The 13,073-nt window shown below is 58.5% G+C and carries 14 protein-coding genes; 2 read left to right on the top strand and 12 right to left on the bottom strand.

The genetic code is table 11. The annotated features are described in order from the left end of the window. Window positions 1–44: 44 nt before the first annotated feature. Both hisJ and argT read right to left on the bottom strand, forming a co-directional pair. On the bottom strand, window positions 45–827 hold the full coding sequence (gene hisJ, locus AC6CWS_RS01035; RefSeq protein WP_002913209.1) for a histidine ABC transporter substrate-binding protein HisJ: 783 nt from the start codon (window positions 825–827) through the stop codon (window positions 45–47). Window positions 828–1,094: 267 nt separating this feature from the next. After that, the gene (gene argT / locus AC6CWS_RS01030; RefSeq protein WP_004180753.1) at window positions 1,095–1,877 is read right to left on the bottom strand and encodes a lysine/arginine/ornithine ABC transporter substrate-binding protein ArgT; all 783 of its coding nucleotides are present in this window, start codon (window positions 1,875–1,877) and stop codon (window positions 1,095–1,097) included. A gap of 40 nt (window positions 1,878–1,917) precedes the next feature. Between argT and AC6CWS_RS01025 the strand changes: the two genes are divergently transcribed. Beyond that, window positions 1,918–2,079 (top strand): hypothetical protein, encoded by a 162-nt coding sequence (locus tag AC6CWS_RS01025; protein WP_032424512.1) that lies wholly within the window; start codon window positions 1,918–1,920, stop codon window positions 2,077–2,079. Between the two features lie 65 nt (window positions 2,080–2,144). On the opposite strand, the gene AC6CWS_RS01020 is transcribed toward AC6CWS_RS01025, so the two are convergent. The 10 genes from AC6CWS_RS01020 to pdxB form a co-directional block, all read right to left on the bottom strand. After that, a complete protein-coding gene (locus tag AC6CWS_RS01020) occupies window positions 2,145–2,729 on the bottom strand; it encodes a UbiX family flavin prenyltransferase (protein WP_080901560.1) in 585 nt (194 codons plus the stop codon). Between the two features lie 137 nt (window positions 2,730–2,866). After that, window positions 2,867–4,384, bottom strand: a complete 1,518-nt coding sequence (purF, locus tag AC6CWS_RS01015) for an amidophosphoribosyltransferase (protein WP_004180758.1) — start codon at window positions 4,382–4,384, stop codon at window positions 2,867–2,869. A 33-nt stretch (window positions 4,385–4,417) separates the two neighbouring features. Further along, on the bottom strand, window positions 4,418–4,906 hold the full coding sequence (gene cvpA, locus AC6CWS_RS01010; protein ID WP_023290523.1) for a colicin V production protein: 489 nt from the start codon (window positions 4,904–4,906) through the stop codon (window positions 4,418–4,420). A 218-nt stretch (window positions 4,907–5,124) separates the two neighbouring features. Continuing rightward, a complete protein-coding gene (dedD, locus tag AC6CWS_RS01005) occupies window positions 5,125–5,805 on the bottom strand; it encodes a cell division protein DedD (protein ID WP_080901558.1) in 681 nt (226 codons plus the stop codon). Then, window positions 5,795–7,063 (bottom strand): bifunctional tetrahydrofolate synthase/dihydrofolate synthase, encoded by a 1,269-nt coding sequence (folC, locus tag AC6CWS_RS01000; RefSeq protein ID WP_080901557.1) that lies wholly within the window; start codon window positions 7,061–7,063, stop codon window positions 5,795–5,797. The genes dedD and folC overlap by 11 nt, the downstream gene beginning before the upstream one ends. A 75-nt stretch (window positions 7,064–7,138) precedes the next feature. Further along, window positions 7,139–8,059, bottom strand: coding sequence for an acetyl-CoA carboxylase, carboxyltransferase subunit beta (gene accD, locus AC6CWS_RS00995; RefSeq protein WP_004201773.1), 921 nt, complete (start codon window positions 8,057–8,059; stop codon window positions 7,139–7,141). Between the two features lie 186 nt (window positions 8,060–8,245). After that, window positions 8,246–8,905: a DedA family protein gene (locus tag AC6CWS_RS00990; protein WP_080901556.1), complete on the bottom strand. Its 660-nt coding sequence runs from the start codon at window positions 8,903–8,905 to the stop codon at window positions 8,246–8,248. Between the two features lie 26 nt (window positions 8,906–8,931). Continuing rightward, window positions 8,932–9,744, bottom strand: coding sequence for a tRNA pseudouridine(38-40) synthase TruA (truA, locus tag AC6CWS_RS00985; protein WP_032453605.1), 813 nt, complete (start codon window positions 9,742–9,744; stop codon window positions 8,932–8,934). Continuing rightward, window positions 9,744–10,757 carry an aspartate-semialdehyde dehydrogenase gene (locus tag AC6CWS_RS00980; RefSeq protein WP_023290529.1) on the bottom strand — a complete coding sequence of 338 codons (1,014 nt, stop codon included), beginning with the start codon at window positions 10,755–10,757 and terminating at the stop codon, window positions 9,744–9,746. Before AC6CWS_RS00980 ends, truA begins: the two co-directional genes overlap by 1 nt. A gap of 63 nt (window positions 10,758–10,820) precedes the next feature. Then, window positions 10,821–11,957, bottom strand: coding sequence for a 4-phosphoerythronate dehydrogenase PdxB (pdxB, locus tag AC6CWS_RS00975; protein ID WP_080901555.1), 1,137 nt, complete (start codon window positions 11,955–11,957; stop codon window positions 10,821–10,823). A gap of 110 nt (window positions 11,958–12,067) precedes the next feature. Between pdxB and flk the strand changes: the two genes are divergently transcribed. Next, window positions 12,068–13,045, top strand: a complete 978-nt coding sequence (flk, locus tag AC6CWS_RS00970) for a flagella biosynthesis regulator Flk (protein ID WP_080901554.1) — start codon at window positions 12,068–12,070, stop codon at window positions 13,043–13,045. Window positions 13,046–13,073: the final 28 nt, after the last annotated feature.

Genomic DNA, 13,073 nt, shown 5'->3' with positions numbered 1-13,073 from the left:
CACCACTGCGCGTGAATCGGACGCGCAGTGGTGAGGCGTGAGAATTATTCGCCGTATACGTTAAAATCGAAATATTTTTTCGCCAGCTTGTCGTAGGTGCCGTCCTTACGCATCTCTGCAAACGCCTTATTCAGCGCTTCACGCAGTTCGTTGTCTTCCTTACGCAGCCCCATACCGGTGCCGACGCCGAACAGCTTTTCGTCTTTAATCGACGGACCGCCAAACTGGTAATCTTTACCGATAGGCTGTTTCAGGAACCCTTCGCTGGCCGCGACCTCATCCTGGAAAGCGGCATCAATACGGCCGGCGGTCAGGTCGGAATAGATATTGTCCTGTCCCTGATAAGAGACAATCTCGATACCTTTCGGCGCCCAGTGCTCATTACCATAAGTTTCCTGCGTCGTGCCCTGCAGCACGCCCACGCGCTTCCCCTTCAGGGTGGCGAGGTCCGGCGTCACGGGGCTGCCCTTTTTCACCACCAGACGCGAATCAGCCGCATACAGTTTGTCGGTGAAAGCGATTTCCTGTTGACGCTTTTCGGTAATCGACAGCGAAGACATAATCGCGTCGATTTTCTTCGCTTTTAAAGAGGGGATCAGCGCATCCAGCGGGTTTTCCACAAAGGTACATTGGGTATTAATACGCTTACACAGCTCTTTTGCCAGATCGATATCAAAACCCACCAATTCCCCCTGCGCATTCTTCGATTCGAAGGGAGCATAAGTCGGATCGGTACCGATACGAATTTTTTGCGGAATAGCGGCAAAGACCGTGGAAACGCTGGAAAGGGCCAGCGCTAAAGAGAGAGACAACGCCAGTTTTTTCATAACTATCCTCGACAGACTGTCATTCTAACGGGTTTATTAGAACTATTAACACCAGTTATCGTGCCATTATTCGCCCCTTGAGGGCAAAGATTTATGCACCAGAAAGGCCATTTTTTTGCATCACAAACGCTTAACTATGCATTTTTTAGCCACAAAAGCGGCCGCCTTTGCACTAAAATGATCCACAGCGTCTGGCGATGCACCTTTTCGGGGCTTTTACACGAGCATGGCGGCAGGCCCACCCGATAGCGCGGGCCTGCGGCAGTCTTAGTCGCCGTAGACGTTAAAATCGAAGTATTTCTTCGCCATTTTGTCGTAGGTGCCGTCTTTGCGCATCTCGCCCAGCGCTTTATCAAACGCGGCTTTCAGCTCGGCGTCGTCCTTACGCAGGCCGATACCGGTGCCGTCGCCAAAGTACTTTTTGTCTTTAACCGACGGGCCGGCGAAGGCGAAATCTTTCCCGGCGGGCTGTTTGAGAAAGCCTTCGCTGGCGGCGACTTCATCCTGCAGCGCCGCATCCAGACGACCTGCGGAGAGGTCGGAATAGATCAGGTCCTGATTTTGATAGGCCACCACGTCAACGCCCTGGCTGCGCCAGCGATCGTTAGCATAGGCTTCCTGCGTGGAGCCCTGCAGCACGCCGACGTGTTTACCTTTCAGCGCCTCCAGCGTCGGCTGGATCGGCGAGCCTTTGGCCGCGATCAGACGGGAGTCGGCGGCATAAAGCTTGTCAGAGAAGGCGATCTCTTGCTGGCGCTTCTCGGTGATGGAGAGCGAGGAGATGATGGCGTCAATTTTCTTCGCCTTGAGGGAGGGGATCAGGGAGTCAAAATCACTGCCGACCCAGGTACATTTCACCTTAATACGGGAGCACAGTTCATTGCCTAAATCGATATCAAAGCCAACAAAGTCCCCTTTCGCGTCTTTCGACGAAAACGGCGCATAGGTCGCGTCAGTGCCAATGCGAATGCTCTGCGGCAGAGCAGCGAACACGCTGGCCGTGCTGCTCATTCCCACGAGTAAAGAGAGAGCCAGAATCGTCTTCTTCATACAGTACCCTTAAGTGTCGTGATGTGGTGCGTTGCTTGTTATGGTGATTGCCGAGCAATCCTGCAGTTTTTGTGCCATCTTCCCGGTGCGTGCCGGGAACAGGGTTAAATTTGTTAAAATAAAGTTGCAAGATTGTCTTAAAAGGGAAGATACCAGCATTACTGGCGAAACCGCAGCGCCTGAGCGCAAAAAGACGAAATAAATGTCGAGGATTTGATCGGGGCGACAAATTTGCACCACCGCAGCGCAAGCGTACATTTCACGCACCTATTTGGTGCAATCCTGTGCCCCTTGCCAGCGAGTAAACAACTCTTGTTCCAGGCTAATGTCGAACTGATCGAGCACCCGGTTGACGGTCTGGTTGATAACATCATCCAGGCTTTGCGGCCGATGGTAGAAGGCCGGCACCGGCGGCATAATCACCGCCCCCAGCTCCGCGGCCTGCACCAGCAGGCGCAGATGGCCAAGATGGAACGGGGTCTCCCGCACGCAGAGCACAAGCGGACGACGCTCCTTCAGCACCACATCCGCCGCCCGCGTCAGCAGACCATCCGTGTAGCTATGGACAATACCCGAGAGCGTTTTCATTGAGCAGGGTAAAATTACCATCCCGGCGGTTTTAAACGAGCCGGAGGAGATGCTGGCGGCGATGTCGCGGGCATCATGCACCACATCAGCCAGCGCCTGCACTTCACGCACGGTAAAGTCGGTCTCCATCGCCAGCGTCTGGCGCGCCGCCTGGCTGAGGATCAAATGGGTTTCTATATCCGGCACATCCCGAAGCACCTGCAGCATCCGCACGCCATAGATGGCGCCGCTGGCGCCGGAAATGCCAATAATCAGTCGTTTCACGTTCAGTTACCCCTTGCGCGTCGTGCCGCAGACTTTGCCGGATTATAGCCGTTGGCGCAACCATTGACGCACGGTTGCCGGGCGAAAAAAAGGCCCGCCGTCCATCAGGAACGGCGGGCCCGCGACGCGCGAACGGCTTAACCCTCGTTGTGCATCTCGAGGTTTTCGACTTCGTTCTGCAGCTGGACCGCTTTGGCATCATCGTTACGCAGGGAATCGAGGTAGTCGAGGTACTGCTGGTCGACATCCCGGGTGACGTATACGCCGTTGAACACTGAGCATTCAAACTGCTGAATATCCGGATTTTCCGCGCGCACCGCTTCGATCAGATCGTTGAGATCCTGGAAAATCAGGCCATCGGCGCCGATGATCTGGCGGATCTCATCCACTTCGCGGCCATGGGCGATGAGTTCGTTGGCGGTCGGCATATCGATACCGTACACGTTCGGGAAACGAATTTCCGGCGCGGCTGAGGCCAGATACACTTTTTTCGCCCCTGCTTCGCGCGCCATCTCGATGATCTGCTCCGAGGTGGTGCCGCGGACGATGGAATCGTCCACCAGCAGCACGTTCTTATCGCGGAACTCCGCACGGTTGGCGTTGAGCTTGCGGCGCACAGACTTACGACGCAGCTGCTGACCCGGCATGATAAATGTGCGGCCGACATAGCGGTTCTTCACGAAGCCCTGACGATAAGGCTTGTCAAGGATGCGGGCGATCTCCAGCGCGATGTCGCAGGAGGTCTCCGGGATCGGGATAACGACGTCAATATCCAGATCTTCCCACTCGCGGGCAATCTTTTCGCCAAGCTTAGTCCCCATATTGACGCGGGCGCTGTAGACGGAAATTTTGTCGATGAACGAGTCCGGACGGGCAAAATAGACATACTCGAACAGGCACGGGTTGCTGACCGGGTTATCGGCGCACTGACGGGTAAACAGCTGGCCCTTCTCGGTAATATAAACCGCTTCGCCCGGCGCCACATCGCGCAGGAATTCAAAGCCAAGTGTGTCAAGCGCCACGCTTTCCGAGGCCACCATATACTCGGTGCGGCCATCGCCTACGTCACGTTTGCCCAGCACCAGCGGACGAATGCCGTTCGGGTCGCGGAAGGCCACCATGCCATGACCGATGATCATCGCCACGCAAGCGTACGCGCCGCGGATCAGGCGGTTGGTCGCCGCAATCGCGGCAAAGATGTTGTCCGCTTCCAGTGGGTAGTGACGGAAGTTATCCAGCTCACTGGCGAAAATATTGAGGAGGATTTCGGAATCTGAGGTGGTATTGATATGGCGGCGTTTTTCTTCAAACAGCTTTTTACGCAGCTCATGGGCGTTGGTCAGGTTGCCGTTATGCGCCAACGTGATGCCATACGGCGAGTTGACGTAAAACGGCTGCGCTTCGGAGGCGCTGGAGCTGCCCGCCGTGGGGTAACGCACGTGGCCAATCCCCATATTGCCCTGCATACGCTGCATATGGCGGGCTTCGAATACGTCGCTTACCAGCCCGTTAGCCTTACGCAACCGGAAGCAGTTGTTGGCATCAATGGTGATGATGCCAGCGGCATCCTGTCCACGGTGCTGGAGCACCGTTAGCGCATCATAAATCGACTGGTTAACCGGCATAACACCGGCGATACCGACAATACCGCACATACGTCTTTTCCTCGTTCAGCAACGACCCAAAGTCTATACTTTAGGCAAGAAACTTGACGAGCTTTGCAGGTATTCAAAAAACCATCTGATGACGGGGGTAAAATAGGGAATAAACTGCGACTGCTGCCAGTCATCGCTCTTCGCCATCCCGGTAAAGGTGTCAAGGAAGAACAGGATAGCGGCGATGATCAGCACCCCACGTAGCGCGCCGAAGCAGATCCCCAATACCCTGTCGGTACCTGACAAACCGGTCTTCTCCACCAGCTGGCCTATCACATAGTTCACGATAGCGCCAACGATGAGCGTCACGATAAACAGCGCCGCAATAGCAATCCCATTTCGAACCCGTTCATCCTCAAAGCCCGTAAACCAGACAGACAGGTCAGCGTAGTAGTGGCTGGCGACATAAAACGCGCAACCCCACGTGACTAACGATAAAGCTTCGCGAACGAAGCCGCGGATCAGGCTGACCAGGCAAGAAAGACCCAGCACCGCCATAATGGCGTAATCAATCCAGACCATATACGTCCCACGATTTTACGCCCTGTCGTCCAGTTCGGGGCGCATTCTAACAGAAAAAGAAAACGTTTGCGTAGGGATTTCCTTGCCCTACAGAAATAAAAATGGCGCTGAAAAAACATTCAACGCCAGACTGCCTTTCGCCTCTTCAGGGCGGCTGAGACAGGGTTTGCGGGGCGTTTAGCCCCGCCGCGTTCTCTCCGCATGGCGGAAAAAAACCATCAGTTCGGGGTGAAGCCCATCACCACCCCGCTGAGCCCGGAGATCTGTTGCAGATCGCCCAGCTGGCCCTTGAGCTTGTCTTTTGACGCATCCGGGCCGACGAGGATACGGGTAATTTTACCCTGTACCGGCGTCGAAGGCGATGTATAGACTTTGAAGCCCGATGCCCGTAGCTTACCGACGATCTCGTTCACCTTATCGGCGTTCTTCAACGCGCCCAGCTGGACCACATAGGCCTTGCCGGTCGGCGCCGGCAGGGCCGCCTGCTGCTGCGGTGGTTGCTGCTGAGGCTTAGCCGGCGGAGGGGTAGGCGTCGCAGCCTGCTGTTGCGGCTTCGGCTGGGGTTTAGGCTGCGGTTTCGCGGCAACCACCGGCTCCTGAACGTCATCGAAGCTGTTGCTGTTCACCGGGATACGCGACGGATCTAACGATGGCGCAGCGGCATCGCCAGCCCGCACCTCCTCCGCCGCCCCTTCCGGCGGCTGCGAAGGCAGCGCCTGAGTCGCCGCCGGCAGCATATCCGGTTCATCGCGATCGCCGGGTTTCGGCACCAGCGGGATCGCGGCAAACTCATCCTGATAATGCTTTTTCTGCCCGTCCAGCAGCCCTGGCAGGATAATCACCCCCAGCGCCACCAGCACGATTGTCCCGACTAAACGGTTCTGAAACTTACTCGCCACCGATTCTCCCCGCGTCAATCTCTTCCATTACCTGCGCTACCGTATGAAATGAACCACACACCAGCACTGTATCTTCCGCTTTAGCGTCAGCCATGGCCGCGCGCCATGCCTGCGCCACGCTGCTATAGACTGTGCCGCCACGCAAATGTTCCACCAGCTGCTCCGCCGTCGCCCCACGCGGACCCTCCAGCGGCGCGCAGTACCAGACGTCAACTTCCGGCGTCAGATTGGCCAGGGTACCGGCGATGTCCTTATCATGCAGCATACCAATAACCGCCAGCACGCGTCCCGTTTTCGCTAACGTTTTGAGACGCCCGGCGAGATAAGCCGCCGCGTGCGGGTTATGCGCCACATCGAGGATCACCCGCGGGGCGTCGCAGATTATCTGAAAGCGTCCCGGCAGCATCGCGTCGCGGATCCCCGCGCGCAGGATAGCGTCATCGACGGCAAGGCCGCTGGCGCGCAGCGCCGCCACGGCCGTGGCGGCATTCGGCAACGGCACCTGAGGCAGCGGCAGGCGGCTTAACGCTCCGCCCGCGTCGCGGAAGGACCATGTCTCGCCTTCCACCTCATAGCGCCAGTCGACGCCGCGGTGCTGGAGCAGCGCGCCCTTCTCGCGCGCCACTTCAGCAATGGTATGCGGCATATCCGGCTCCCCTACCACCGCCGGTTTACCGGCACGGAAGATACCGGCTTTCTCCCGGCCGATACTGTCGCGATCCGGTCCCAGCCAGTCGGTATGATCGAGGGCGATGCTGGTGACCACGGCGACGTCGGCATCCACGATATTGGTGGCGTCGAGACGGCCGCCGAGGCCCACCTCCAGGATCACCACGTCCAGCTGCGCCTGCTTAAACAACCATAGCGCAGAGAGCGTGCCGTACTCAAAATAGGTCAGCGAGATGTCGCCCCGCGCAGCTTCAATCTCCGCAAACGAGGCCGTATGCGCTGCCTCCGGCAGTTCCGCTCCCTGAATGCGCACGCGTTCGGTGTAGCGCACCAGATGCGGAGAGCTGTAGACCCCCACTTTATAGCCGGCCGCCATCAGGACCGTTTCCAGCGTGCGGCAGGTGGTGCCTTTGCCATTGGTGCCCGCGACCGTAAAGACGAACGGCGCCGGTTTGACGATATCCATCTGCCGCGCGACCTCGCTGACGCGCGCCAGCCCCAGGTCGATGGTTTTACTGTGCAGATGTTCCAGATAAGAAAGCCACGTAGCCAGGGGCGACGTGGCCTGAGGAATAGGATCTTTTTCCATGATGCCCGCAAGAATTGACGGTTAACGCGTTTGAATAAAAAAGGGCAGCGCCGCCAGGCCCTGCCCTCTGCTTTATCAGGCCTCGGGTTCCTGATCCGGTGCCGGCGGCACCACCACGCCTTCATGAGGCGTTTCCGAAGCGGCAACCGGCGCCGGCAGGTTCATCAGCTTCGCCAGAATGCTGGCCAGCTTGAGACGCATTTCCGGACGGCGAACGATCATATCGATCGCCCCTTTTTCAATCAGGAACTCACTGCGCTGGAATCCCGGCGGCAGCTTCTCACGTACGGTCTGCTCAATGACGCGAGGACCGGCAAAGCCGATCAGCGCTTTCGGCTCGGCAATGTTCAGGTCGCCCAGCATCGCAAAGCTCGCCGATACGCCGCCCATGGTCGGGTCGGTCAGCACAGAGATGTACGGTAATCCGCGCTCCTGCATTTTTGCCAGCGCCGCGGAGGTTTTCGCCATCTGCATCAGCGACATCAGCGCTTCCTGCATACGGGCGCCACCGGAGGCGGAGAAGCAGATCAGCGGGCAGTTATCTTCCAGCGCCTGCTCCACCGCGCGCACAAAGCGTGCGCCAACGACGGAACCCATCGATCCCCCCATAAAGGAGAATTCAAAGGCCGCGGCCACCACCGGCATCGCGTAGAGCGTACCTTTCATCACCACCAGCGCGTCTTTTTCGCCCGTCTCTTTTTGAGCGGACGCCAGGCGGTCTTTGTATTTTTTTGAATCGCGGAACTTCAGCACATCTTTTGGCTCAAGTTCGCTACCCAGTTCCACCAGAGAACCTTCATCCAACAGGCTATGCAGGCGATTACGCGCCGACATGCGCATATGGTGATCGCACTTAGGACAAACCTCCAGGTTGCGCTCCAGCTCGGCGCGGTAGAGTACCTGACCGCAGCTGTCGCACTTGGTCCATACACCCTCAGGAATGCTCGCCTTGCGGGTGGGAGTGATGTTGCTTTTAATTCGTTCAATCCAGCTCATTGATAACCTTTCTGCCTGAACCTGGTCGATGCCAGTTTTGTCGTAAGGGGCGCATAATGCCATTTTTGCCTCTTACAGACCATGAATGTTGCACATTAAATCATATCATCCCGGAACATGGGATAAAAAAGTGGTCAAACCGCTGCGCGTGACGCTCGTGCACCGTCACGCGCAACGCAGGCTAAACTACTTCGCCTGCTTCGCCGCCGCCCGCTTATGGCGAATAATCTCAATCACGCCCGGCAGGACGGAAAGCACGATGATCGCCACGATCAGCAGCTTCAGGTTCTCCTGCACCACCGGCAGATCGCCAAACAGATAGCCGGCGTAGGTGAACAGCAGCACCCACAGCAGCGCCCCGACGACGTTATAGGCCGCAAAATGACGATAGGACATATGCCCCATTCCCGCCACAAACGGCGCGAAGGTTCGGACTATCGGCACAAAGCGCGCCAGGATAATGGTTTTTCCGCCGTGACGTTCGTAGAAGCTATGGGTTTTATCCAGATAGCTGCGACGGAAAACCTTCGAGTTCGGGTTGCTGAACAGCTTTTCGCCGAACAGCCGGCCAATGGTGTAGTTGACCGCATCGCCGACGATAGCCGCGATGACCATCAGCAATACCATCAGGTGGACATTCAGATCGTTGGTGGGCAGGGCCGAGAGCGCGCCCGCGACGAACAGCAGGGAATCCCCCGGCAGGAACGGCGTTACCACCAGCCCGGTTTCGCAGAACAGAATCAAAAACAGAATGGCATAAACCCAGACGCCATACTGGGCGACCAGTTCGGCCAGGTGCACATCAATATGCAGGATGAAATCAATTAAAAAGTGAATCAAGTCCATGTTTGTCTTTACCCTTAATGACCCTATTAGTCCGCCAGAAACAGCGGGCCCATTGGCAGCACCGGTAAATCATAATGGGCCGGGTAATCCACCGACACCAGATACAACCCTTCCGCTTTTGCCGTTGCCGCAGCGAGCGTCCTGTCTTTTGCTGCCAGCAGTTCTGCCATCCAGCTCTCCGGCTGGTTTCCGGCCCCGATTTCCATCAGGCTGCCCACAATATTCCTGACCATATGATGTACAAAGGCATTCGCTTTGATATCCACCACCACATAAGCGCCGTAGCGGGTAACGTTAATGTGCATCACGTTGCGCCACGGGGTACGCGACTGGCACTGCACCGCGCGAAACGAGGTAAAGTCATTCTCCCCCAGCAGACACTGTGCGGCACGCTGCATGCGCGCGGCGTCGAGCGGCTGGTGAAAATGCGTGACGCCCTGACTTAATACCGCCGGACGCAGGCGATGATTATAGATGACGTAACGATAGCGGCGCGCCGTGGCGCTGAACCGGGCGTGAAAATCCGCCGGGACATGTTTGACCCAACGCACCGCGATGTCACCAGGTAAATTCGCATTTACCCCCAGCGTCCAGGCGGCATCTTTACGCTGCGCCCGGGTTTCGAAATGCACCACCTGGCCGGTGCCATGGACACCGGCGTCGGTGCGGCCGGCGCAAAAGACGGTAATGGGTTCGTTCGCCACCTGCGAGAGCGCCTTTTCCAGCTTCTCCTGCACGCTGCGTACTTCGTTTTGCCGCTGCCAGCCGTAATATTTGCTACCGTCGTACTCGATGCCCAGCGCGATTTTACAGACCGGCTGTTGCTCCATCTCAGACATCAGTACAGGTACTCCTCAATCAGCTTCTCGGCGATCTTCACCGCCATCAGCGCGCCGCCGAAGCGGACGTTATCCGCCACCGACCAGAACTGGACTTGCTCCGGCATACCGTAATCATTATGCACGCAGCCGATGGAGAGACGGGCGTTGCCGGAGGCGTCGCCAACCTGAGTGGGGAATTCGCCCTCTTCAGAAAGTTCGATCTCCTCGCCGCGGGTAAAGGCGTCACGCGCCTCTTCCGCCGCCAGCGGACGCATCGCTTCAAAGTTCACCATCTGCGCATGGCCGTAGAAGACCGGCGACTGGACGACGCTGGCGGAGATCATCAGCCCGTCATCCTGAAGAATTTTGCGCGCTTCATCGACGATACGGCGCTCTTCGCGCACGCTACCTTCACGATCCGGCAGCAGCGGCAGCATGTTGAAGGCCAGCTGGCGGCCAAAGAAATCGTCTTCATCGATGGGGATGCCGTTCAGCAGCTTGGCGCTCTGCCCTGCCAGCGCATCCACCGCTTTTTTCCCCTGCCCTGAGGCGGAGAGCAGGTTAGTGACGCTAATGCGCGACAGTCCACCCTGATCGATAAGCGGCTTCAGCGCCGTCAGCAGCTGGCTGGTCAGACTATTGGGCACCGCAATCAGATTGCGGTTGCGGTAATCGCCTAACACGAACGGGTTCACGTCCGGCACCACCAGCGGTACGTCCGGCTCCAGCGCAAACAGGCCGCTGAGATCGATAACCAGACATCCGGCGTTTGTCGCATCTTCGACATACGCTGCGCTGGCTTCGACGCCTGCGGCAAAGAAAGCCAGCTGGGCCTGGGTCCAGTCAAACTCGGCGGCGTCCTTGACGATCACCGACTTGCCACCAAAACGCAGATGTTCGCCCGCGCTTTCATTGCGCGCCAGAGCAAAAATCTCCCCCACCGGGAACTGGCGTTCAGCGAGAGTTTCGAGCAGGGCTTCGCCTACGGCGCCCGTTGCGCCCAGTACGGCAATATTCCAGCCTTCAGACATGGTGGTTTACTCCAGAAATAAAGCGGCCCTGCCGGAGTATCCGGCAGGGGCATTAAGAAGACATTAACGAACAGGATGATGCACGGCGTTAAAACCGAGCTGGCGCAACAGCGTCGCCGCCTGCTCATCGCTGCACTGCACGTACAGCGAAGACCATTCGCGACGTTCCTGATAATTTTTACGCAGCTTGTCGAATTCACCGGCGACGCCCGCCACCTTCCGCAGCGGCGCATCATCGCGGCGCACATCATACACCAAATGAACCAGTCTTTTCAGCGTCGGCTGATCGAGCGGGCCATGCAGGGTGATGCGGCCAAACTCCGGGGCCGGCAGCAGGGTATCCAGCGCCACCTGCTGCGGATGACCGATAAAGGCGCTATAGGCTTCGAATACCTGCGTCGTCCCGCGCGCCTTCCCTTCAAGGGTGTAGCCGGCGATATGCGCCGTGCCGATATCCACCCGCTTGAGAAGCGCTATGTTGAGATCCGGCTCCGGCTCCCAAACGTCCAGCACCACGCTCAGGGACTGACCGGCTTCCAGGCGTTTCAGCAACGCGGCGTTATCCACCACCGGCCCGCGGCAAGCGTTGATCAAAATCGTTCCGGGCTTCAGGCGGCTAATCAGCGCCTCATCCGCCAGATGCAACGTTTTATATTGTCCTTCTTTATACAGCGGGGTATGGAAGGTGAGGACATCGGCCTGCTGGACCAGATCGTCAAGGGAGCGGAAGTCGCCTTCGTCGCCGCGGTCAGCGCGCGGCGGATCGCAGAGCAGAGTTTTGATGCCCAGCGCCTCCAGACGCTTTTGCAGCCGCCCGCCGACGTTACCGACGCCGACAATCCCGACGGTGCGATCGCGCAGTGCGAAGCCGTCACGTTCGGCCAGCATCAGCAGCGATGAAAAGACATACTCCACCACCGCAATGGCGTTGCAGCCTGGCGCCGCGGAGAAACCAATCCCCGCCTGCTGCAGCCACGCCTGATCGACATGATCGGTGCCTGCGGTCGCGGTGCCGACGAACCTGATGGCCTTGCCGGCAAGCAATGCTTCATTGACCCGGGTGACCGAGCGCACCATTAAGGCATCCGCATCGGTCAGGGCATCGGCCGGGACCGGGCGGCCCTGGATCGCCTGCACGTCGCCTAAACGGCTAAAAAGCTCACGGGCATAGGGCATATTTTCATCAACGAGGATTTTCACAGTTCAGTACCTGTCTGAGAACGAGAGTTAACCGGGGAAGTGTGCCATAATCTGGCCGCCAGGCATACTCATCACCTGGTTCCAGCACCGCGATATCGAAAGGATGAATCATGACGCACCCCCTTGCAGATATGCCAGACCGTCCTCCAGGGCGAGGCCCATCAGGCACTGCCGCCACCGGCGAACCTTCGCTTTCCATGCAGCAACGCACCGTCCTGGAGCGACTGATCACGCGCCTGGTGGCGCTGACCTCGCAGCAGAATGCGGAAGTGTGGGCCTGCGTCAAACATGACCTCGGACTGAAAGGCGACACGCCCCTGCTGGCCCGCCATTTCAGCGCCGCCGAGGCCAGTCTCAACCAGCGCCTGGCCGCCGCGCAGGACAATCATCATCATCGCCAGACCCTGGCGCAGCTCAGCGATCTGCTCGGCCAGGGCAATAACCGCCAGGCGGTGAGCGATTATATTCGTCAGCATTATGGGCAAACGGCGCTGCATGCCCTCAGCCAGTCGCAACTGGAGAACATTCTGCATCTGCTGCAGCGCGGTCAGCTGTCGATCCCGCAGCCGCAGCAGCGCCCGCCGACCCTTCGTCCACTGCTGCCGGCCGAGCACAACACGCTCAATCAGCTGGTGACTAAGCTGGCGGCCGCCACCGGCGAACCAAGCAAACTGATTTGGCAGTCCATGCTGGAACTTTGCGGCGTCAAGTCCGGGGAGCTGATCCCGGCGACGCACTTCACGCCGCTTTCGTACTGGCTGCAGGCGCGGCAGACGCTCAGCGCGCAAAGCGCGCCCACGCTTACCTCGCTGCAGGGGGCGCTCAAGCAGCCGCTGGAGGCCGCGGAGTGGCAGAAGATTGTCGACTTTGCCCGTCGCAACTGGCAGGTCACGCCGCAGACCACGCTGAGCCCGGCGCAGATCCTGGCGCTGCTGAATAAGGTGTTTGTGCTGCGGGTGGCCCGCGCCCAGGAGACGCTGGCGATCCCGCAGGAGGAGCCCGCGACCCGGCAGACATGGGCCGCTAAGCCTTGGCAGCTGGCGCTGGGCGCGGTTGTCCTGCTCCTGGTGCTGTGGCTCCTGCTGTAGCCCAGCAGGCACAGGCGGCGTTCACGGC

This window comes from Klebsiella sp. M041 (genome assembly GCF_059759695.1).
The sequence above is the reverse complement of the archived record's forward strand: the minus strand, read 5'-3'. Positions and strand labels throughout refer to the sequence as shown.